Annotated in this window: 21 protein-coding genes, 4 tRNA genes and 1 riboswitch; of the genes, 16 read left to right on the top strand and 9 right to left on the bottom strand. The window is 44.0% G+C overall.

What is annotated here, in order from left to right:
* Positions 1-56: 56 nt before the first annotated feature.
* Positions 57-189, bottom strand: a riboswitch (TPP riboswitch).
* A gap of 106 nt (positions 190-295) precedes the next feature.
* Positions 296-1327 carry a hypothetical protein gene (locus FTV42_RS02420; protein WP_180037283.1) on the bottom strand — a complete coding sequence of 344 codons (1032 nt, stop codon included), beginning with the start codon at positions 1325-1327 and terminating at the stop codon, positions 296-298.
* 289 nt (positions 1328-1616) lie between these two features.
* On the opposite strand from FTV42_RS02420, the gene FTV42_RS02415 reads away from it, so the two are divergent.
* Both FTV42_RS02415 and phoU read left to right on the top strand, forming a co-directional pair.
* Positions 1617-2978 (top strand): TolC family outer membrane protein, encoded by a 1362-nt coding sequence (locus FTV42_RS02415; RefSeq protein ID WP_180037282.1) that lies wholly within the window; start codon positions 1617-1619, stop codon positions 2976-2978.
* A gap of 91 nt (positions 2979-3069) precedes the next feature.
* Entirely contained in the window at positions 3070-3789 is a 720-nt protein-coding gene (gene phoU / locus FTV42_RS02410) for a phosphate signaling complex protein PhoU (protein WP_005108465.1), read from the top strand.
* Positions 3790-3849: 60 nt separating this feature from the next.
* Here phoU and FTV42_RS02405 read toward each other — a convergent pair whose 3' ends face one another.
* Positions 3850-5652 (bottom strand): ABC transporter ATP-binding protein, encoded by a 1803-nt coding sequence (locus tag FTV42_RS02405; RefSeq protein ID WP_180037281.1) that lies wholly within the window; start codon positions 5650-5652, stop codon positions 3850-3852.
* Positions 5653-5803: 151 nt separating this feature from the next.
* Between FTV42_RS02405 and FTV42_RS02400 the strand changes: the two genes are divergently transcribed.
* The gene (locus FTV42_RS02400; protein WP_180037280.1) at positions 5804-6424 is read left to right on the top strand and encodes an alpha-ketoglutarate-dependent dioxygenase AlkB; all 621 of its coding nucleotides are present in this window, start codon (positions 5804-5806) and stop codon (positions 6422-6424) included.
* 64 nt (positions 6425-6488) lie between these two features.
* Here FTV42_RS02400 and ruvX read toward each other — a convergent pair whose 3' ends face one another.
* On the bottom strand, positions 6489-6932 hold the full coding sequence (gene ruvX, locus FTV42_RS02395) for a Holliday junction resolvase RuvX (RefSeq protein ID WP_180037279.1): 444 nt from the start codon (positions 6930-6932) through the stop codon (positions 6489-6491).
* Positions 6925-7479: a YqgE/AlgH family protein gene (locus tag FTV42_RS02390; protein ID WP_004281085.1), complete on the bottom strand. Its 555-nt coding sequence runs from the start codon at positions 7477-7479 to the stop codon at positions 6925-6927. The genes ruvX and FTV42_RS02390 overlap by 8 nt, the downstream gene beginning before the upstream one ends.
* A 665-nt stretch (positions 7480-8144) precedes the next feature.
* Here FTV42_RS02390 and FTV42_RS02385 point away from each other — a divergent pair.
* Genes FTV42_RS02385 through FTV42_RS02370 form a run of 4 tightly spaced genes read left to right on the top strand, consistent with a single transcriptional unit; the run spans position 8145 to position 11575 of the window.
* Positions 8145-9503, top strand: coding sequence for a COG3014 family protein (locus FTV42_RS02385; protein ID WP_180037278.1), 1359 nt, complete (start codon positions 8145-8147; stop codon positions 9501-9503).
* A gap of 19 nt (positions 9504-9522) precedes the next feature.
* Positions 9523-9924: a YcfL family protein gene (locus FTV42_RS02380; protein ID WP_005248406.1), complete on the top strand. Its 402-nt coding sequence runs from the start codon at positions 9523-9525 to the stop codon at positions 9922-9924.
* Between the two features lie 12 nt (positions 9925-9936).
* Positions 9937-10536 carry a penicillin-binding protein activator LpoB gene (gene lpoB, locus FTV42_RS02375; protein WP_005108476.1) on the top strand — a complete coding sequence of 200 codons (600 nt, stop codon included), beginning with the start codon at positions 9937-9939 and terminating at the stop codon, positions 10534-10536.
* A 52-nt stretch (positions 10537-10588) separates the two neighbouring features.
* The gene (locus tag FTV42_RS02370) at positions 10589-11575 is read left to right on the top strand and encodes a CsgG/HfaB family protein (protein ID WP_005108477.1); all 987 of its coding nucleotides are present in this window, start codon (positions 10589-10591) and stop codon (positions 11573-11575) included.
* Between the two features lie 86 nt (positions 11576-11661).
* Here the strand turns inward: FTV42_RS02370 and recN are convergent, their stop codons facing one another.
* The gene (gene recN, locus FTV42_RS02365; RefSeq protein WP_180037277.1) at positions 11662-13323 is read right to left on the bottom strand and encodes a DNA repair protein RecN; all 1662 of its coding nucleotides are present in this window, start codon (positions 13321-13323) and stop codon (positions 11662-11664) included.
* A 442-nt stretch (positions 13324-13765) separates the two neighbouring features.
* On the opposite strand from recN, the gene FTV42_RS02360 reads away from it, so the two are divergent.
* From FTV42_RS02360 to FTV42_RS02350, 3 genes are all read left to right on the top strand, one after another.
* Entirely contained in the window at positions 13766-14089 is a 324-nt protein-coding gene (locus FTV42_RS02360) for a pyrimidine/purine nucleoside phosphorylase (protein WP_004281089.1), read from the top strand.
* Positions 14090-14223: 134 nt separating this feature from the next.
* The gene (gene rlmB, locus FTV42_RS02355) at positions 14224-14973 is read left to right on the top strand and encodes a 23S rRNA (guanosine(2251)-2'-O)-methyltransferase RlmB (RefSeq protein ID WP_180037276.1); all 750 of its coding nucleotides are present in this window, start codon (positions 14224-14226) and stop codon (positions 14971-14973) included.
* Between the two features lie 6 nt (positions 14974-14979).
* On the top strand, positions 14980-15906 hold the full coding sequence (locus tag FTV42_RS02350; protein ID WP_373683212.1) for a DMT family transporter: 927 nt from the start codon (positions 14980-14982) through the stop codon (positions 15904-15906).
* A gap of 18 nt (positions 15907-15924) precedes the next feature.
* Here the strand turns inward: FTV42_RS02350 and coaE are convergent, their stop codons facing one another.
* From coaE to pilB, 4 genes are read right to left on the bottom strand one after another with little or no spacing between them, the layout of a single operon-like run.
* Entirely contained in the window at positions 15925-16524 is a 600-nt protein-coding gene (gene coaE / locus FTV42_RS02345) for a dephospho-CoA kinase (RefSeq protein ID WP_180037274.1), read from the bottom strand.
* A gap of 1 nt (position 16525) precedes the next feature.
* Positions 16526-17386, bottom strand: coding sequence for an A24 family peptidase (locus FTV42_RS02340; RefSeq protein WP_180037273.1), 861 nt, complete (start codon positions 17384-17386; stop codon positions 16526-16528).
* Positions 17386-18615 (bottom strand): type II secretion system F family protein, encoded by a 1230-nt coding sequence (locus tag FTV42_RS02335; RefSeq protein ID WP_180037272.1) that lies wholly within the window; start codon positions 18613-18615, stop codon positions 17386-17388. The genes FTV42_RS02340 and FTV42_RS02335 overlap by 1 nt, the downstream gene beginning before the upstream one ends.
* 31 nt (positions 18616-18646) lie before the next feature.
* Positions 18647-20356: a type IV-A pilus assembly ATPase PilB gene (gene pilB / locus FTV42_RS02330; protein ID WP_180037271.1), complete on the bottom strand. Its 1710-nt coding sequence runs from the start codon at positions 20354-20356 to the stop codon at positions 18647-18649.
* 276 nt (positions 20357-20632) lie between these two features.
* On the opposite strand from pilB, the gene tpiA reads away from it, so the two are divergent.
* The 6 genes from tpiA to FTV42_RS02300 all read left to right on the top strand — a co-directional run bounded on the left by tpiA (position 20633) and on the right by FTV42_RS02300 (position 22338).
* Positions 20633-21424, top strand: a complete 792-nt coding sequence (gene tpiA / locus FTV42_RS02325) for a triose-phosphate isomerase (protein ID WP_005108486.1) — start codon at positions 20633-20635, stop codon at positions 21422-21424.
* A 13-nt stretch (positions 21425-21437) separates the two neighbouring features.
* On the top strand, positions 21438-21767 hold the full coding sequence (gene secG / locus FTV42_RS02320) for a preprotein translocase subunit SecG (RefSeq protein WP_005108487.1): 330 nt from the start codon (positions 21438-21440) through the stop codon (positions 21765-21767).
* A 53-nt stretch (positions 21768-21820) separates the two neighbouring features.
* Positions 21821-21905, top strand: a tRNA-Leu gene (locus FTV42_RS02315).
* A gap of 54 nt (positions 21906-21959) precedes the next feature.
* Positions 21960-22036 (top strand) — tRNA-Met (locus tag FTV42_RS02310).
* A gap of 80 nt (positions 22037-22116) precedes the next feature.
* A tRNA-Met gene (locus FTV42_RS02305) sits at positions 22117-22193 on the top strand.
* Positions 22194-22261: 68 nt separating this feature from the next.
* Positions 22262-22338 (top strand) — tRNA-Met (locus tag FTV42_RS02300).
* Positions 22339-22459: the final 121 nt, after the last annotated feature.

The raw sequence follows: 22459 nt of genomic DNA, 5'->3' as shown, positions 1-22459 counted from the left end.
CAAGCACGACCAAAAACGTAGGCAGATTTATCCTGAACAGATAAAGCAAGGGTTGAGTTTTTAGCTGGCTTGATTCCTACGCAGGTATTAACCTGATCAGGTTCAACGGTACTCATGCTCAATTCCTGATAACGACAAAAGGAATCACATGATCTCAGCGAGGATTTACTCGCGCTCCGTCAAGCGAGGCTAAAGCTTAGCTCAGTTTAGGCAGAATAAACAGGTTTAAATCTCTCAACTTTAAGCAAGGAGTGATTCAGACCTTGTCAAATGAACTGACTCTATCACTGATGAACTAGATGCAGATGGCATCGGTAAAACAGTCTTTATCGTATTTTTGTGAGGGCGGACTGATCTGGGCATAGTACAGAATCTGTTCTGCTTCCGAACGGTTTCTATAATCAGCAGGCAAGGCTTGCTGGCGCTGTTCCGGAGTCATGTCCAGAAATTCCAGAAACAGGCGTGCCTGTGTGGACAGCATGGATTTCTGGCCGCTCGACAGCCCAATAATAGTTTCCAGATGACTGGTATCGACAGCATAACGATCGCGATAATCTTCAGACACCGGTGATTGCTCGGTACCTCTAAACAGGAAATAGGTATATTGCTTCAGCAGATATTCGGCATCTCTTTTATAGCTGCTATTGGGATAAGTCTTGAGATAATCTTCCCAAAGCAGGCTGCGGGCTGCAATATCAGCGGCTTCAATCTGCAGGCGTTTTTCCACCAGTACTGGTTCCATATTCTGTTCCGCCAGATTTTCAATAAAGGCTTTTTCAGCGGCCGGTAAATAAGGAGCAAAAATACGCGCTAGATATTCCGGACTGCGGCGATAATGTAAAGTGCCATCTCCCAGATCCAGCAGTTCTACATAAGCCTGCCCCTTGTGTTTTAACAGATACTGGTCACGTGAGGTGAGCTGTTGAAAATGCGCGTGCTGAATGGTCGGATGCTGGGCCATTTCCAGTGCATACTGCTCAAAGGCGCGTTGCTGAAATTCGGTGCGATCCACCTTTAAAAAGCGCTGATACATTTCAGTAGAGCGCAACATCAGATTTTTCTGCTCTGCCAGTTCCATTAAGGGCAGGCACACTTTAAGATCCTGATTAATCTGTTCCAGCGCAAAAGTCGTACGCTGGTCATTAATCTGGGACATGTTTTTTTCAATATTCTGGCACATGAGGCTGAAGTCATTGACTGGACTTTGGGCTTGACTCGCTTCAGGCTGTTCAATCTGGAGCTGTGATTCTGAGGGCTGCTGACAGCCTCCCAGAAACAGCAAACTGCCGGCAATGAAACAGGCTTTGAATATCGACGGGAATGGCATTAACACTGTGCTTCAGGACTCTGTATAGGTGAATTCAGAAAATAACGGCCTTACTGGGAGGTATATTGTATAGATCAAATTAAAATACTATGTTTAGTATTGTGAATTGCTTTGTTACATTGCAGACAGAGATCTTGAAAATTGAATTAATCGTGAATAAAACGCGATAGTTATATTAAAAAGTTAATAAAAATCATACGTAAAAATTCGAGAGATCTCTTTAGTATGGCTTAGCTTAAAGCGCCAGAATTTTTTGATCTGAATGGCTGTTAGGGGGTAACACTATAAAATGAAATTAAAACTCAGTGTCATGGCCGGTTTATTGCTATTAATTAGTCCGGCGATTTTTGCCCTGGATTTACAAGAAGCGTATGCACGCGCCCAGCAAAATGATCCAAATTGGCAGGCGAATGTGTTGCAGTACCAATCTGATCAGCTCAATCTGGGGATTGCAGGCGGAAATTTGCTGCCGACCGTGACTTTATCTGGAAGTGTGACCCGTAAAAACCAGTCCGTCAACAACTCAGAGTCTGAAGGTTTGCCTGCTGAATTTGGTGAGTTGCAAAGTTCCAGTACAACCAGCCGTCAGGTGGCCTTAACCGCACGCCAACCTTTATTTCGCTGGGATGCCTGGCAAGGTTATAAGCAGGTCAAGACCTCGGTCGAACTCAGTGAAGTCAATCTGCGTCTGCAAAAACAGCAGCATATTTTACAGGTGGCCGAAGCCTATTTTAATGTCTTGCGGCAGCAGTCTTTGACTACGGCTTATTTACAGGAAGAGCAGGCGCTGTCTGAACAGTTACGCATGATGAATGCTAAGCTGAAAGAAGGTTTGGTGGCGCGTAGTGAGGTCAGTGAAGCTAATGCCCAGTATCAAAGTGCCCAAGCCAACCGGATTTCGACTCAAGTTCAGCTGGTACTGGCCCAAGAACAGCTGGCACAGTTAATCGGCCCTTATCAGGAAAATCTGGCGGTATTACGCAACGATTTCCAGTTCCAGAAACCGGTTCCAAGTGATATGCAGTCCTGGACCGAATTAGCACAAAGCCAAAATCTGAATATTCTGCAAGCGCGTCTGCAAAAGCGCTATTCTGAAGATGCCAAACGGGTTGAGCAAGCCGCGCTCTATCCGCAGGTCGAAGCGGTCGGAACCTATGGCTATTTAAAGCAAAGTCCGGCTACGATCATGTCCAGCAATGGAGATTTCGACCAGATTGGGGTGGAGGTGAACTGGAATGTATTTAGCGGTGGACGCACGCAAAAAAGTATCCGTCAGGCCGGCGTTAATGTGCAAAAAAGTGAAGCGCAACTGGATGCAGCCATCCGTAAAGCCAATACCGATGTGAAACAGTCCTTTATGCAGGTAGAAACCGATCAGGCCAAACTGAATGCACGTAAAGCCGCGATGGACTCTTCGGAAATTGTCTCACAAGCGTCCAGAGCCCAATATCAGGAAGGCTTAAAAACCATGGTCGATGTGTTGCTGGCACAGCGTAATGCCTTTTCTGCCAAGACCGATTATTTGAATGCCAAATATGATTATCTGTTGCATGTGCTGCAATTGCAGGCCTCGGTCGGGCAGTTAACCGAAAAGGAACTGGCAGAGCTGAATGCCTGGCTGATTGAATATGATTCGCCTCAGCCTCTATGAGGCTACTATTGTCATCAAACTTTCATCATAGATATGCTTTAATATGATTTATTATTGATCATTGTCCTCTATCGTTCAGGAGTAGCTTTCCTTGTGTCCAAATAATCCTGTATTAAGTCATCACATTTCTTCGCAATTTAATGAAGAACTGCAGGACGTAAATACCAAATTCATGACGATGGGCGGACTGGTAGAACAGCAGGTAGCTAATGCCATTCATGCCCTATTGGACACAGATGTCTCAATGGCAGTAGATGTGCAGTTTCAAGATAATGTCGTCAATCAGATGGAACGAGATATTGATGAAGCGCTGACCCTGATTCTGGCGCGCCGTCATCCTGCCGCGATTGATTTACGTATGGTGCTTGCCATGTCCAAGGCCAATACCGATCTGGAACGGATCGGCGATGAAGCCTCGAAAATAGGCCGAATTGCACAAAGCTTATGTGAAGAGGGCGGCTCACCGCGCGGTTATATGGAAACCCGGCATATTGGCAACCAGGTGCGGGTGATGATTCATGATGCACTGGATGCTTTTGCGCGTCTGGATGTAGATCAAGCTTTGAAGGTCATGTTGGCAGATGCGGATATTGACCGTGAGTATCAATCAGCCACACGTACGCTTATGACTTATATGATTGAAGATCCGCGGCATATCAGTCGTGTCATCAATGTATTATGGGTGCTGCGTTCACTCGAAAGAATTGGCGATCATGCCCGGAATATTTCGGAACAGGTGATCTATATGGTCAAAGGTTTTGATGTGCGTCATACCAGCGTTGAAGAAATTGAACAGAAAGTTCAGCGTTAAACGTTCCAGACTTAAATAAAAAAACCTCCAGCTCGGAGGTTTTTTATTGGGATAGAAAAGCTAACTATAAGTTTCTTCCTCAGCATCATCTTCAAAAGTTTTGGCAATTTTTTCAATATTTAGGCTCTTGGCCATCGCATCAAAGATTTCCTTATATACGCCTTGCTGATGATAAAGCTGATCGTGTTCACCATGTTCAGCAATCGTTCCTTCTTTCATCACATAGGTATAATCTGCATCAATAATCTGCGACAGGCTATGCGAAATGATGATCACGGTACGGCCTTGCTTGATCTGGTCCAGACTTTGTTTGATCTGTTCCGTGGCAATTGCATCCAGACTCGCCGTCGGTTCATCCAGAAAAATGATTGGTGGATTTTTCAGGAACATCCGTGCCAAGGCAATCCGTTGCTGCTGGCCGCCAGACAGCATCAAGGCATCGCTGTCATAGCCATCCGGTAACTGTAAAATCTGCTCATGAATCGAGGCTTTTTCTGCCGCTTCAATTACATCCTCCATTGAGGCAGTAGTTTTGCCGTAGCGGATATTGTCAAAGATGGTGCCCTGAAAAATATGGTTTTTTTGCAAGACCAGACCAATATGATCGCGTAGATATTGGGTGTCATAATCTTTCAGGTCAATGCCATCCAGTTTGATCTGGCCTTGCTGTGGTTCATAAAATTTATCCAGCAAACTGATCAGGGTGGATTTTCCGGCACCCGATAAGCCCACCAAGGCGGTAATTTTATTGGGACGAATTTCCATATCAATATCTTTCAGGGCATGGTGGCCGTTTGGATAATAAAAATTCACGCCACTCAGTTCAAATTTTCCTTGGACAATCGGTTTCTGCTGACCGCTTTGTTCAATTTCATCATCTGCTTCCAGAATCTTGAAAAAGCTTTCTGAATAGATCATGGCGTCATTTACTTCATCATAAATCCGGTGCAGGGATCGGATTGGGGCAGAGACATTATTAAATAGCAACACATGAAACATGATCATGCCAATACTCATCTGGCCATCCAGCACAAAGTAGGAGGTTAGAATAATGATGAGTACAATCCCGATCTGTTCCAGAAAAGTTTTCAGGCCATCAAACAGGAAACTGGTCTGGCGGGTTTTCATCTGATTGTCGGTCAGTTCACGCTGTAAACCGAGCTGCTTTTCCGATTCAATCGATTCGTGGTTAAAGGATTTGATTACGGTAATCGAGTTGATGATGCTGAGAATGCCCTGACTCTTTTTCTCCCGACCATCGCGAAGACTGCGGCGCCAGCCCCCCAGCTTTTGCGCCTGTTTATAGGTCAACCAGAAATAGATCGGGACAATGGCAGTCGCGACCAGACCGACATAAACATTGGCATAATACATTAACCCCAAAGCCACAATGGCACTGGTAAATAACGGTAAAATATCAATAAAGAAGATCTGAACGAGACGGGTCAGTGAACCAATACCACGGTCAATCCGGGTCTGTAATTTACCGGCCTGGTTATTTTCCTGATTAAAAAATTCCAGACGATATTTTAAAAACTTTTCAATAATCCCCTGGGCCAGATCCTGAGAGACAAAAATCCGCAGTTTCTCTCCATAGAACTTCTGCCCGAACTGAACAAAGGCATTAATAACTTCTTTGCCGAGCAAAATTGCCGAAATCGTGATCAGAATATGCCAGCCTTGTTCCAGTCCTTGACCGGCTTCGAGTAACGAATTGATACTGTCGACCGCATATTGCAAGGTAATGGCATTGACCTGTGCGGTGAATGAACCGATCAGGGTGAGAATCAGCGTGGCAATCACCAGCAACCGGTAAGGCTGAACAAAGGGACGAAGTTTCTGAAACAGCTGCCATAAGTTCATAAAAGGATTATTTTTATTGTGAAAGTTGAATTCAGTCTAGGCAGGAATCATGCCAGCCACAAGCATAAATGTTGTAGTCATTTGTGAAGAGCAGTTGTAATCCTTTAGGTCGAATGTCAGTATTTTCATGTGGATACTGGATCTGATGGATATGACTCTCGATTTATTTGCACCCCAGCCGCAAGCCAATGTATTACCTTTTGATGGGGTAGTGGAGGATTATGGCCTGATTTTGGATGAGGGACAAAGCCAGCAGTATCTACAGCATTTTCTCAGTCAGCTGGCCTGGCAACATGATGAAGTGCATTTATTTGGCAAGCACCATGTCACCGGCCGCCAGGTGGTCTGGTATGGCGATGAACATTATCAGTATCGTTATTCTGGTACGCTCAAACAAGCTCAGGTATGGACACCCGGATTATTCCGTTTAAAGCAGCATATTGAAATTCTGGTCGGTCATCCCTTTAATTCCTGTCTGGCCAATTTGTATGAAGATGGTTCTCAAGGCTTGGGTTGGCATAGTGATGATGAACCGGCGCTATATACAGGCACTTCTCGGGAAAATGTCATTGCTTCTCTGAGTCTGGGAGCCACCCGTAAAATGAGCTTTAAACATAAAACCCACAATGAGAAAGTCGATGTGCTGTTACACAGTGGACAGTTGATTGTGATGCGTGGCGCGACACAGCAACACTGGAAGCACAGTATCAGCAAAACCAGCAAAGTTTTAACGCCGAGAATTAATCTGACTTTTCGTTATTTTTATCCTTAAGAAGCATTTTTGAGCATAAAAAAGCACCCTGAAGGATGCTGATTTAAAAAATTTTCAAGACAGATTAAGGCGTGATCCCGGCAGGATGACGATACCAGCTTTCAATCAACAAGGCAGCCGCAATGCTGTCGGCAGAGAGTTTTTTGCCGCGACCTTGAGCCTGATAATGATCCAGCTCATCGCGTGCTTCACGGGTGGTCAGACGTTCATCTACCATCCAGGTTTCAATATTGGTCTGATGACGTAAACGGCGGGCAAATTTTCGCGCCCGTGTCGATAGTTCGGATTCACTATCATCCATATTCAAGGGTAAGCCGACCAGAAATAAATTCGGTTGATGGCTTTTCACGATTTTGAGCAGTTCATCCCAGTTGGGGATACCATCTTTCATGGGAAATAAGGGCAGTGGATTGGCACTTGCAATCAGGGATTGTCCAACCGATATTCCCATTTTTTGTGTACCGAAATCAAACGCCATAATGGTGTATGGCGCGTTTACATCAAGCATGTCCAATCTCGGAAGATAACCAGTTGCGGTCTACACCCATTTTTTTATAGGCAGCGTCCCAACGGTCGTTATAAGGGAGGTTAAAAATCAGATCCATATCGGAATCACAAATCAGCCAGTCACCACGGGCAATTTCCTGTTCCAGCTGGTGTTTGCCCCAACTGGCATAACCGAGGGCAATCTGATAGCGACCGACCCCTTCATTATGCGCAATGGCATCCAGAATATCTTTGGAAGTGGTAATGCAGACATTTTCACCTACGGCGATGGAGGAATGCCAGGTCGGCTGACCAGTATGCAAGACAAAACCGGCCTCAGGGCGTAAAGGGCCGCCTTGTAATACTTCATGCGGATTGACATTGTCTGCTTCAATATCAAGATCATTCAGCAATTCTTTAATTTGAATGCCGGCAGGTCGATTGATAATGATGCCTTGGGCACCATCTTCATCATGACGCGCGAGATAAATGACCGTCTGGGCAAAAAAATCATCATTCGCATGCGGTGGTGCAATCAGACAACGATGTGTCAGAAACTGTTTGGTCACCTGAGCAGTTCTCCCAAAGTCAGTATGCTATGCAGTCTGAAAAAGTGAAGCATGGCCTACGGGCCTAATTGTAATCACTCAAACAGCGGCTTTCTTCCTGCTAGTTATCCCATAAAATGCTTAGGCTGACAACTTGGATATGGGGTAAATCAGGCATGAACAGGTTAAGGCCGGTTTTAAAATTCCTTTTAAAAAGACCTTCAGTGATTTTATTTAAATGATGGGAGGTAGTTTTAAGCGTTTTTTATTTATGCTAAAACAGCCAGATAAACCGAGTAAAAACTTACTTAAATTTTAATAAAAAATATTAAATATATTGTGGTGGAATGAATTAAATAATAACAATAGATCATTCATGGTTAAAAGTAGACTATATATAGTTTCTTGCTTTTAAATAGAATTTATCTGAAAACCAAAGGCAAGTTATTACAATCTCAGCTCATTAATTAAGCTCTAACTATATTTCGATACATAGTTTCTAGTGATTAAAAAATGGTCAATATTAGATAACAAACTATAATATTTGTTTATTTATGTAATAAATTTGCGATATATTGTACAGAATATTTCAATTATTATACAAAATATACATATTGAAACCATATTGCTTTGTTCGTAGAATGCAGAAATTTTCATCTTTAATTTATTTTTTTAATGGGGTTGTTATGCATCATATTTTAAAAGGGACTTTAATTTCTGCGCTATTTTCTGTGTCGGTCACTTCACAGGCAGCAGTATTTAGTAGTTATAATGAAGAAGGTAGTTTTTTCCGTAGTCATTTGAATAGCGCTTTATCTGAAAACCTCATTACTCAGTTTAAGGACAAAGCTGATTCAAAGGATGGAGTTTTATATTTACTTGAACAAGCCCGCTTATTACAAGTTAACCATCAATATGAAGAAAGCCGAGATTATTATAAGCAAGCCTTTACGCTGTTAGAAAAACAAAAAAATCGGGCCAAAATTAGTGTGTCCCGAATGGGGTTTAAGGCTCTTGCCATGGTCAGCAATGACTCTGTAGTGCCTTATCTGGTACCAGCACATGAGCAGGTGCTGGCGCATATTTCCCAAGCTAAAAACTATATTTTCTTAAAGGATCTGGAAGCTGCTGCGGTAGAAATGCGCGTGGCTCAGGGCCTCCAGCGTGAAATCGAATTGGCACACCAAAAAGAACTAGAAAAGAAAAAAGACAAAGTAGCTAAAAACACGGAAGCAGAGAAGAATCTGAGTGTGCTGGATGAAGCTTTTGTCGGTCTGGACCCCATAGCCGGCAAGATTAAGAACAGCTATCAGAATGCCTACGCTTTTTATATGGCAGCCAATTTATGGGAAACCTTGGGTGAATACAATGATGCCTTGGTTGATTATAAGAAAGCTTATGAGTTACAACCAGATAAGCAAATTTCCGAAGACGTGAAACGTCTGGATCAACTGGTCACACAGCATAAAAAGGGCAGTGTTCCGGTGATTGTATTTATCGAACAGGGAATTGTACCGCAAAAGGTGGAAAATAAAATTGATGTCCCTACACCGGGCGGTTTAATCAATATTGCTTTTGCGACCTATGAACCAAGTACCTATGTGATACCAACTAGCCTGAAAGTGAAAGTCAATAATAAAGCTTTACAAGACAGTTATGTGATTAGTGATATTGGTGCTTTGGCCGTCAAGGACCTCAAAGAAAAAATTATGGCGAATGTGAGCAGTCAGGTGCTGCGCGCCACTGCAAAATATGCCGCACAAAAAGAACTTGGTAACCAGTTTGGTGTGTTTGGTCAACTTGCCGGTAACGTCTTAAATATGGCGACTGAGCGTGCTGACTTGCGTGGCTGGAGTACCTTGCCGAGTAATGCCCAGATTGCGCGCTTAAATTTAACGCCGGGCAAACATAATTTACAACTTTCTAGCGGGAGTGTATCTAGCTCTCCGGTCACCCTAGATGTGAAAGCCAATCAAACAGTGTTTGTCTATGCCCATCATGTTAATGACAAAATTACGGCTAGTGTAAGCACCATTCCACATTAATCATAAATAAGGGAACAATATGAAACGTCAATTTAGCTTTGCTGTACTTGGTTTAGGGGCGCTGTTCATGGTGGGTTGTACCGCACCGAATGCCTTATCTACCCAAACCAATGCCAATAATGAAATGAGTATCCGCACCATTACCAATAATCCGGTATTAACTACGGAAGTCTTTGTGGAACGTGTGAATATGAGCTTGGTTGGTGATTTAAAGCGTGCTTCAATCGCGATCAAAAACCGCCGTTTTAACAATAAAGATTTTAGCTACAAGATTGTTTGGGTGGATGCACAAGGTGTGGAAGTTAATCCTGAAGGTGCCATCTGGAAGCCGATCCAGTTAACCGGACGTGAAACCAAAGGTGTGCAGTCCTTGGCGCCAAATCCATCTGCTGTTGATGTTGTTGTGTATTTGAAAAAATAAGAGAGACTTGAAATGAACGCAAAATTGATTTTCGCCGCATTGGCAACTACGACACTGCTTAGTGGCTGTGCCTCTACTGGTTCAGTAAGTTATGGTGATGCCCAAGCAGTCGAAACCTTAACCACAGACTTTGGTTCAACTGACTTGCAAATGATTGCAGCCAAAATGGTGGATGACATGTTGATGTTCCCGCCAGTGGTGCAAATGACCCAAAACCGCCGTCCGGTCATTGTCCTTGATCGGATTCATAACAAAACCCAGGAACATATCGATACCGAATCGATTACTGACAGTATTCAGAACAAACTAATCAATTCTGGAAAATTTCGTTTTGTTGATATGAAATCGGTGAATGCGGTGGCACAGCAGCTAGCTTATCAAAAGCAGAGCGGTATGGTGAACCAGTCAACAGCAGTACGTGCCGGTGGTCATATTGGTGCCGAATTTATGCTAAATGGCAACTTGTCGAGTATTGTGAAGAATGCCGGTGGCAAGAGTGATGTGTATTACAAGTTCACTTTTAAATTGCAAAACCTGCAAACTGGTATCGTAGAGTGGACTGGCGAGAAAGAAATCCGTAAGGCAGGCAAACGCTCGACTTTTGGTCTGTAATTTCAATGAAGGTCACTGTGCTTTTGGCACAGTGACTGTAGAAGAATATAATATGAAAAAAATATTACTTGCAGGCCTGTTGTCTGGATTGTTGAGCGCTCCGGCCTTTGCAGCCATTAAAGAAGTGGTTAAAGAAGCCAGTGGAAGTGGTCCAACTCAACACCAGGCGATTTCTGAAGCCTTATTAATTGCTGTGCAATCGGTAAATGGTGCTTCAGTTTCTTCCCAAATGAATTATGAAGAGACTGTTTCTGTATCGGTGAATAATCAGGGCTGGAGTTATAACGGTAAAGTTTCACCAGTTTTTAGTGTGGCAAATCAGGGTTCAGGTTCAGTGACCAAGTTTCAGGTGCTGAGTGTGACGGGTGCAAAAAATAATTACCGTGCCAAAGTTCGCGCACATGTGGTGAAGTTTGAATCGACTGTACAAGACCAGCATTTGCGCAGGATTGCAGTATTGCCATTCCAGATGGCCGAGAAAAATAACCGACTGGCCAATGACACATCTGCCTATGAGTTTAGTCAGGAATTATCCGATACTTTAGGAAATTATCTGGCTCAAAGCGGACAGTTGAGTGTGGTAGATCGTCATTATCTGGATGAAATGCAGTCTGAAAATGCATTCCTGTATTGGGATGGTGCACCGCATGAGCTGGCGCGTATTGGTCAGAAAGTTGGAGCAGACTATTTACTGGTGGGACGAATTAATGATCTGTCTAGTGCCAGCCATCAGCAAATGTATGGTTTGAATGCCGGCGCTGAACAAGTGCGTTTAAGCTGGCGTGTCATTGAAGCCAATACCAGTAAAGTGGTAGCAGCGGGCACTTTCAATCGAACTCTGTCTAATTTAATGACACAGAATATTCTGACCAATAGTTTAAATGACAGTACGGCGGATAAAATTGCTCAGGGCTTAAACCCGGAAATTTTACAGGGCTTAAAATTACAGCCTGTACAGTCGCAGACTGGTCAATCTTATGATTCATCACCGGGCTATGAAATGACGCCAGGTTCAAGCGATCAACCTGTAAAATGGTAAGTTAATATTAGTTCGAATGATTTTTAACACATAAAGAATCTCTGACCTAAATGCAGGGATTTTTTATGTGTCGCTTTACAAGTAGCTCAAGCCTGCTGAAATTTCAGCTGACGTAACTGGCGGGCATGTTGCAAGGTGGTTTCACTAATCTCTACACCGCCTGTCATTCTTGCAAGCTCCTGAATAATTTCATTTTCCTCAAGGTGAATGATTGTGCTGCTGGCAGGATCAGTCTGCTGTTTTTTTACCAGTAGATGCTGATCAGATTGTGCTGCCACTTGTGCCTGATGGGTAATACACAGAATCTGTACATGCTGGGCCAGATCGGCCAGTAAACGCCCGACAATCTCTGCGGTACCACCACTAATCCCGACATCAATTTCATCAAAGACCAGCACTTCAGCTTCGGTTTTTTCCGCATTCATGACTTGCATCACTAGCGCAATACGCGAGAGTTCACCACCTGATGCAACCCGAGCCAGTGGCTGTGCTGGAATGCCTTTATTGGCAGTAAAGAGCAATTGAATAAAGCTGAGACCTTCACTAGATGGATGTTCCAAAGGCTCAAACTTAAACTCAAAATGTGCTTCAGGCAATGCCAGTTGTTTAACCTGCTCAGTGAGCTGTTTGGCCAACGGTGCTGCGGCTTCACGGCGAATCTGATCCAGATGTTGGGCCTTATCCAGAAACTCCTGATAAGACACTGCTACCTGCTCAGCGAGTGTTTCCGGATCTTCCAGTTGATGTAACTGTTCCAATTCACTTTGCCAGGCTTCATATTCTTCTTTGAGCAACTCTGGCTGGGTCCGATACTTACGTGCCAGACGATGGAAGATTTCCAAAGTTGAATTCAGCACTTCCATGCGTTCTGGATCAAAACTCTGCCGATCCATGAACTGGCGTAAATTCGCTGCTGCATCTTCAAGTTCGCTTTGTGCATTCAGCAGGGAAGTATAAATCCCGGAGAGCTGCTCACTGCGTCCGGCATGCGACTCAACCCGACGCATAATTGATGCCAGTTCCTGAGTGATATTCTGTTCAGCTTCATCCAGCACATTCAGGCTATAGACACAGTCCTGCATAATGGCTTCATGATGCGAGAGCCGATCAAATTCCTGCTCAATTTCAGGATAATCCGTCTGAACAATTTCTTCCAGTTCTTCGAGTTGTAGTTCCAGGGTTTCCAGACGCTGCTTGCGTGTCGCTTGTGCGTCTAAAGCTGCTTGATGCTGGCGGATATTTTTTTGCCAAGTGCTATACGCATCACGTACTGCTTGGGCCGGTGCATAAAAATGATAATAACGATCCAGCCAGTGCTTCGGATAAGGCGGTTCTAATAATTGTTGCTGACTATGCTGACTATAAAGTTGTACCAGTAAACGCCCAATTTCTTTCAGTTCAGACAGGCTGCTCGGACGTCCATTGATCCAGGCCTTGCTACGGCCGGTGGCAAAGATCACCCTACGTAAATGAATTTCACCTGACTCATCATCCAGTTCATGTTCTTTTAACCAGGCGGCTTCAGGACTGTGTTCCTGATAGCTGAAACTGGCAGTGACATCGGCTTTTTCTGCGCCATAACGCACATAATTGGTATCGGTTCGCTCACCCAGACAGGCAGACAATGCATCCAGTAACAGGGATTTACCTGCACCGGTTTCACCGGTTAAAACGTTAAAACCTTTATCAATATCAATAGCAAGATGCTCGGCTAAAGCAAAATTGATCAGAGTTAAATGTGTCAGCATAAACGCATCCGGGCTGCGAAAAGTTTGATTGAAATAGCCTGATGTTGGATTTGGGTCACAACATGGCTGTGATTATTATAAATCAGGACGAATCAATTTCATTCTATCTTAAATTTTAACGATTCATATATGCTTATTTCACTGTATTTTCGCAAGAAGCTGACTCAGAAGTATGTTAATTCACTGCTGATTTTCATATTTTTGACATCCCCAATCTTTAAATTAAAGACTCAATTGAGCCTGTTTTTAAAAGAGCGCGTGCAGATCGAAACTTAAGTTTATCTATCAGCAAAATACAGGCCAAAACATGCTGTAAATAGAAGGGGTTCAGGTGATACAGAATATTTGATCGACGCCGACAAACTTCGATTGATTAGTTGAGGGTGCACATTTAAACTACAGCAATCAAAATATTACAAAATGCTTTATCTGGAGAAATCGCATGTCAGCTCAGTTTGATCATGTATCGGTACTTAAAAAATCTAATGTATATTTCGGCGGGTTGTGTATTAGCCACATTGTACAATTTGAAGACGGGACCAAAAAAACTTTGGGTGTCATTCTGCCATCAGAAAATGCCTTGACCTTTGAAACACATGTTCCTGAGCGCATGGAAATTGTTTCAGGTGAATGCCGTGTTCAGATTGGCGATAGTGAAGAAAGTGAGTTGTTCCGTGCGGGACAGTCTTTCTATGTGCCGGGCAATAGTCGTTTTAAAATTGAAACCGATGATGTGCTGGACTATGTCTGCCATTTTGAAGGTTAAGTCCAGATTCAAGATCAGTGCAAACCGTGCAAGAAATTTCAGTGCGAATCGGTTAAACTAATCAGCCATAGAAATCCTGTGAAGTCAGCTTTACGGGATTTTTCTTTTTTATATAACTAATCTAGAGGTCGTTCATGGCAAAACCTGAATATTTTTATGGCGTACATTCAGTGGAGTCATTGTTAGAGCTTGAGCCTGAACGTGTCTTGACATTATTCACTCTCAAAGGACGCGATGATCAGCGTTTAAAGCGTGTACTGGAACTGGCTGAACCGTTTGGGATCAGTGTGCAGCAAGCCAGCCGTGACAAACTGGAGAAACTGGCCGGGCAACCGTTTCACCAAGGCGTGGTCGCTGCGGTACGTGCTCATCCAACCCTGAATGAAAAAGATCTTGAATCATTGTTGAGTGCGAATCCTCAAGCATTGTTATTGGCTCTTGATCATATTACCGATCCGCACAATCTCGGTGCCTGTATCCGTACAGCCGCTGCAATGGGCGTTGAGGCAGTGATTGCGCCACGTGATCGTTCTGCAACTTTAACCCCGACAGCACGTAAAGTGGCTGCTGGTGGTGCGGACAAAGTCAAATTCATTCAGGTCACCAATCTGGCGCGTACTTTGGGTCAAATTAAAGAAGATTTCAATATTCGTGTTGTCGGTACCATGCTGGATGAAAAAGCGCTGCCGATCCAGAATTTTGATTTCACCGGTACCGGCGTCTGTGTGGTGATGGGCGCGGAAGATACTGGTCTGCGTCCAATTACGCAAAGCCAATGTGATCAGACCGTGTATATCCCGATGGCAGGTAATCTGCAAAGTCTGAATGTCAGTGTGGCTACAGGTATGGCACTGTATGAAGCTTGCCGTCAACGTAATCTTTAATTGATGATGGCATTGTCAGACCGTACCCAAGGCTATGTTTTTTTAGTTGTTACCATGTGCATCTGGGGCGGTTTTACTTTAACAGCCCGCCTGAATGCGCTGTGGCAGATCAGTGCTTGGGATATTGTGGCCTTGCGTTTTTCTTTGGCCTTCCTGATTCTGATGCCGATCTTGCTTTATCGTAAAGAGGCCGCTTTTTTACTGAAAAAAGAGCCTTTTATTTTAGCTATGATTGGCGGAGTGATTTATTGCCTGTTTGCCTATAGTGCTTTTCACTACGCACCTACCGCCCATGCTGCAATTTTCTTGAATGGCTGTATTCCGATCTGTACCGCGATCATGGCTTTTTTTCTGATGGGGCAGGCTTTTGATAAACATACCTGGGCCAGCCTGATCATTATGATCGTCGTACTATGTCTCATGAGTATGCTGATGTATCGGGAAACTGGTGTAGCCTTTGGGGCAGGGGACGGGCTGTTTTTTATCAGTGCCATACTTTGGGCGATTTTTACTGTTTTATTGCGTAAATATCAGCTAACTGCATGGCAGGCAATGTGTGGTGTCGCGATCTGGTCGGCAGTGATATATGTGCCAATTTACCTATTATTTTTACCGAAAAACCTGAATGTGCCTGAACCCAAGCATTTACTGTTTCAGACCATTTTTCACGGCATATTTGTGGTGATTATTGCCACTTTAAGCTATGTGGAAGCCATCAAGCGTCTCGGTGCATTTAAGGCAGGCAGTATTACCAATCTTGCACCTTTTATTGCGGCAATTCTGGCTGTACCTTTATTAAATGAAACTTTAAGCCTGGCCATGGTGTGTGGCCTGATGGGTATGGCAGTCGGGGCCTTACAGCCGTGGCGCTGGTTACAGCATCAGGATAGTCTGAGCCGAAAATTAGCAGAACAAAAAAAGCAGTCTCATTAAGACTGCTTTTTTTATGCTTCAGCTGGCTGCCATGTTTAAATATTTTTGATGTAATGGTCTGAGATGAGCATAGAGATGATCCAGATGACCATCATTTAGGACAATATCATCGGCCATGGTCTGCTTTTGTTCGCGGGACATTTGGGCGGCAATGATATTGCGAATTTGTTCGATATTCTGGCCATCACGTTGCGAGGCCCGCTCAATTTGCAGTTCGATGGTGGCATCAATCAGTAAGGTATGCTGAGTGAGTTCGTGCTGATTGGTTTCAAATAAAAGTGGTGAAACCAGAATGGCATAGGGACTTTGCGCAGCATGTAGTTGCTGGATAATGGAAGTGCGAATTGCCGGATGGGTAATACTTTCCAGGGTCTTGCGTGCTTCAGGAGATTGGAAGATATATTCACGCAAGGCACGACGATTTAGTGAACCATCTTCAAGTAATACCCAATCACCAAAAGCCTGCTGAATCTGGGCCAGTGCAGGCTGACCAATTTCGACCACTTCACGTGCTACCACATCGGCATCGACTACCGTGATCCCTTGTGCTTCAAACCATTGACTGGCAGCAGACTTGCCACTGCCAATCCCACCAGTTAAACCGAGTACAAATTTCAATTTATTGACCTAAATACACTTTCATAATTTGTTCACCCCAAAGAAAAGCAATCCAGCCGGCAATCGCAATATAAGGACCAAAAGCAAAAGGCTGATTTTCCTTGCGAACTTTTAGCAGAATGATGCCAATAATCGCACCTACCAGGGAAGACAACAGCACAATTAAAGGCAGTAATAACGGACCCATCCAGGCACCCAAAGCGGCTAGCAATTTAAAATCGCCATAACCCATGCCTTCCTTGCCGGTAATGATTTTAAACAGGTAATACACTATCCATAAACATAAAAAGCCAATGATGTAGCCCCAGATGGCAGAGCTTGGGGAGGTATAGAGTGCATAACTATTTACGCCCAGACCTAGTGCAGCCAGGGGCAGGGTATAACGGTCCGGTAATAACTGGGTATCAAAATCAATAAAGGTTAGGGCAATCAGCACATAAGTCAGGATCAGACCAAACAGCATTTGCATTGTCGGGCCAAATACTGCTACGACAAGCAGTGCACAAACTGCCGTCAGAATTTCAACAAATGGATAACGGATACTGATGGGATTCTGGCAATTGCTACATTTTCCGCGCAGGACCAGCCAGCTGATAACGGGGATATTCTGGTACCAGCGGATCGGCTGATGGCATTTAGGACAAGTCGAAGCGGGTTTGCTTAAACTTAATTTCGCTTCATCAATCACCGGCTGTTCCGGATGCAGGAACATCTGGCAATCGGTACGCCATTCCTGTTCCATCATCTTGGGAGTGCGGTAAATCACTACATTCAGAAAGCTGCCTATACATAAACTAAAAAGCCCAACTGCGATATACAGCGCCGTTGGGTTTTGAATAAAATATTGAATAAGATCTTGCATTAAACCACAGAACCCATTTGGAAAATTGGAAGGTACATGGCGATCACTAGACCACCGACAAGCACACCAAGAACAGCCATAATTAACGGCTCCATCATCGAAGTTAAGCCGTCAACTGCATTGTCGACTTCATTTTCATAATGCGTGGCTACTTTGTCCAGCATGGCATCTAGCGCACCTGACTCTTCACCAATTGCGACCATTTGGATAGCCATGGAAGGAAACTTGTTGGTGACCCGCATAGCAAACTGCAGCTGTTGGCCTGTGGCAACATCTTCACGAATTTTCATCACAGCATCTTCATAGACTACGTTATTGGTGGCGCCGGCAGTAGATTCCAGCGCATCAATCAAGGGTACACCGGCTGCGAAAGTTGTGGCGAGGGTACGGCTATAACGTGCAATAATCGCTTTATATACCAAATCCCCAAAAATCGGTGCTTTGAGTGCGGCCTTATCCAGAAAATCGCGGAATTTCTTGCTACGTTTTTTGGCTTCAAGAAAAGCTGTAATCACGACCCCAATGGCAATAATCAGCAGGAACCAATATTTTTGCATCCATTCTGACATATTGACCACCATCTTGGTAAAAGCGGGTAGATCAGCGCCAAATGAAGAGAATAAGTCCTGAAAAACAGGTACCACTTTAACCATCAGAATAATAGTAACAATCAGGGCGACTACAACCACCGTCGCTGGATATTTCATGGCCTTTTTGATTTTTTGCTTGAGTAATTCACTCTTTTCTTTGTAAATCGCAACACGATCCAGCATGGTTTCAAGAGCACCAGACTGTTCACCTGATTCGACTAGCGAACAGAATAGTTTATCGAAGTATTGTGGATATTTGCGCAGTGCACCGGCAAAGGTATTACCGCCTTCGACCTCACCTTTAATTCCCAGTACCACTTCGCGCATGGCTGGATTTTCCAGACCCTCTGCGACAATTTCAAAGCCTTGTACCAGGGGTACCCCGGCTTTCATCATGGTCGCCAACTGTCGGGTAAAAATTGTAATATCCAGTGTCGAGACTTTTTTTTTCATCAAGCCTTCAAGGATATTTTTTTTCTTTTCCCGAATGGTTTTTATGCTGATGCCTTGTTTACGAAGGGTGACCTTGGCCAAAGCCATATTTTTTGCTGGCAATTCCCCCTTGATCTTTGCCCCTTTGCGATCAATTCCTTCATAGCTGAAGATCGGCATCATCTGGCCTTTCTTTACTGCTGCCATACCTTTATCCTTATTTTAGATCAGCGCCCGATCATTCGCTGGTGACACGATTGACTTCCTGTAAAGAAGTTACCCCCTGCATCACCTTGATTAAACCTGACCGGCGTAAATTGTTAAAACCTGCACGTGCGGAAGCATCGGCAATTTCAAGTGCATTGCCGTCCTCCATAATAATTCTGGAAATTTCGGGTGTTACTTTCATAACTTCATAAATACCTACACGACCCTTATAGCCTTCGCGACATTCATTGCAGCCCACCGGTTCATAAATTTGGAACTCAGGTTGCTGCAGGTCCGTTTCGGTAAAGCCCATTTCTAATAAGCTCTGTTGCGGAATCTCGGCAGGTTTCTTGCATTGCGAACACAAGCGACGTGCCAGTCGTTGTGCAATAACTAGATTCACCGAGGTGGCAATGTTGAAAGAAGGTACGCCCATATTACGTAAACGGGTCAAGGTCTCAGGCGCACTGTTGGTATGTAAGGTCGACATCACCATATGACCGGTCTGCGCAGCTTTAATCGCAATCTCGGCAGTTTCCAGATCCCGGATCTCACCGACCATTACGATATCCGGGTCTTGGCGTAAGAAGGACTTCAGTGCGGCAGAGAAGGTCAGGCCGACTTTATTGTTGACATTAACCTGATTAATCCCTTGCAGGTTAATCTCGACCGGATCTTCCGCCGTTGAGATATTGGTATCTTCACGGTTTAAAATATTCAGACCGGTATAAAGAGAAACTGTTTTACCGGAACCGGTCGGACCGGTGATCAGCAGCATCCCTTGCGGTTTGTCCAGTGCCTGCATAAACAGTTCTTTTTGTTCCGGTTCATAGCCCAGAGCATCAATCCCCAGCATCGCGCTGGATGGATCCAGAATACGCAGTACCAGCTTCTCGCCAAACAGGGTAGGGAGAGAGTTAACACGGAAATCAATGGCTTTATTCTTAGAAAGTTTTAACTTAATACGACCATCTTGAGGTACACGCTTTTCCGAAATGTCCATTTGCGACATAACCTTAAGACGCGAAGACAGGCGATTTGCCAGCTGTAAGGGCGGGGTTGCAATCTGACGTAGCACCCCATCGACCCGGTAACGTACCCGATAGATTTTTTCATAAGGTTCAAAGTGTAAGTCTGAAGCCCCCATACGGATCGCATCAATCAGCAATTTATTAATATATTTGACAATCGGCGCTTCATCACCTTTATTGCTTTCTTCATCTTCTTTATTCGGATCTGAGGTGTCGACATCAACATCCAGGTCGAAATCTTCATCGAATTCAAAGGTGCTTTCTTCGGTAAAATTCTGCTCGATCAGTTTTTCAAGTTTATTGTGTTCAACAATAATGGTTTCAATATTGAGTTTGGTGGAAAAACGGACTGCATCAATTGCTTCGATATTGGTGGGGTTACTGGTCGCAACATATAAAATACTAGAATTTTTAAAAATTGGCAGGATGCGATGCTTGGTAATCAGCTTTTCATCAATCGCATCCCGCAAAATTTGGGCAGGATCATAGGCACTGATATCAAACAGCGGTTCGCCAAATTCAACTGAAATCGTTTCAGCAATGACGGTCGGAGAAAGCTGCTGCTGGTTAATTAACTCAGCCACAATATCGACTTTTTCTTGTTTGGCATGCGCCAACGCACTGCGCATATCTTCAGCCGAGATGACGCCTTCCTCGACCAAACGACGAATAAATCCGGTAAATCTTGGCGACCCCTGTAATGCTGTCATGCTATAAATGCCTACTCATCAAATTCTTTTAATTGCTATATTAAAATTATACGTTTGTTACGTAAAAATACCATAGCCAAGAGTGCTGCTCGCTTCCTCATCTCCAGTAAAAGCATGAACTGGTTAAAAGAAGTCCCCATTTTTTAAGTGATAACAAAAAATAACCATTTTGGATAGTCTAAACCGAGAATGAGTGATAAGAAAACTATTCTTTTAATTTTCCAATTCCGTGTAGAATGTGCCCAATTCAAAATATGTAAATGAAATAGGTTAATTATGTCGGTTTCGACGATTACCCCTTGGGTGATAGGTAACTGGAAAATGAATCCGGTGCAAGCAGAGGCGTTGAGCTTGGTGCGTGGTATTAAGAATTTGCTGGAAACTGCACCGATTGCCGAAGATCAATGTCATTTAGGTGTGGCGCCGATTGCCATTGCCTTAAGCCAGATTCAGGCAGAGCTGTCATCTGCGGTTCGTCCGATTTATACTGTAGCACAAGATGTTTCACGTATTTTAGGAACGGGTGCCTATACCGGTGAAGTCAGTGCTGAATTACTCGCAGACAGCCAAATCCAGTATGTACTGGTAGGTCATTCTGAGCGCCGTGAAATATTTGCGGAAAATACTGATATTTTAAATGCTAAAATCAAAAATGCTTTAAGTGCTGGTTTGACGGTAATTTATTGTGTCGGTGAAAGCCTGGAACAACGTGAAGCAGGACAGGCAGAAACTGTAGTATTGCAACAAATTTGTGATATCGCTGCTGTGGTTGAAGCCGAACAATGGAAAAATATCGTGATTGCTTATGAACCGATCTGGGCAATTGGAACCGGTAAAACAGCTTCTCCTGAAGATGCACAGGCCATGCATGCACAAATCCGTCAAGGTTTAAGCCAGATTACGGGCTATGGCGAGAGTATGGCGATTCTATATGGTGGTAGTGTCAAGCCGGAAAATGCAGTAGAGTTAGCAGCCTGCCCAGATATCAATGGGGCATTGGTCGGTGGTGCATCACTCAATGCTGAGTCGTTCCATAAAATTGCTCATGCATTTGCAAATACACAATAATTAGGAGTTCAGCATGCAAACTTTTGTGCTGGTAGTACATATTATCTTAGCTGTTTTGATGATTGTCTTGATTTTGGTTCAGCATGGTAAAGGTGCAGATGCTGGTGCCTCTTTCGGTGGCGGTGGTGCGGCGACGGTATTCGGGGCATCCGGTTCGGGTAATTTCATGACCCGTATGACTGCCATTTTAACGGCGCTATTTTTTGTAACCAGTCTGACTTTGGCTGTTTTAGCCAAAAAAGAAAGCACAAATGCCTATAGTTTGGGAGCGGTTCAATCTGCGCCGACCACGCCTGTGCAATCGAATGAAACTTCACCAACTGCACCAGAAACGACCGAATAGTTTTAATTAGTCCTTTCTTTTTTGCAGTGATGCGACTAGAATGCGACACAGCTGCGGTGGTGGTGGAATTGGTAGACACGCTACCTTGAGGTGGTAGTGCTTTCGGGCGTGGGGGTTCAAGTCCCCCCTTCCGCACCAACTTATAATCCAGAAATTTAAGTTGGTGTATGCAGCTGAAAAAACTTCTGTTGATGCGGGATGGAGCAGTCTGGTAGCTCGTCGGGCTCATAACCCGAAGGTCGTTGGTTCAAATCCAGCTCCCGCTACCAATCAATCCTTTTAGAAGACGCAAACTTTCAAGAGGCAGCTTAAACAGGTTTTAAGTTGAGAAATTTAATTTGCATGTTGTTGCGGGATGGAGCAGTCTGGTAGCTCGTCGGGCTCATAACCCGAAGGTCGTTGGTTCAAATCCAGCTCCCGCTACCAATCTTTTAAAGATGCAAACTTTAAAAGCAGTTTAAGTCTTTTAAACTGAAATGTTATTTGTACGCTGATGCGGGATGGAGCAGTCTGGTAGCTCGTCGGGCTCATAACCCGAAGGTCGTTGGTTCAAATCCAGCTCCCGCTACCATTTTAAATGGTTTGGTAAGTGTTATTTATAGATCTAGTTGATGGCCTGTCGGGCTCAACCCTCTATAAACTGGCGAAGGTTGTTGGTTTACATCCGGCTCCCACTACCAATTTTTCAGTGA

The organism is Acinetobacter sp. YH16052 (assembly GCF_013417155.1).
Taxonomy (GTDB): domain Bacteria; phylum Pseudomonadota; class Gammaproteobacteria; order Pseudomonadales; family Moraxellaceae; genus Acinetobacter.
This window is presented reverse-complemented; position numbering and strand designations above follow the sequence as displayed.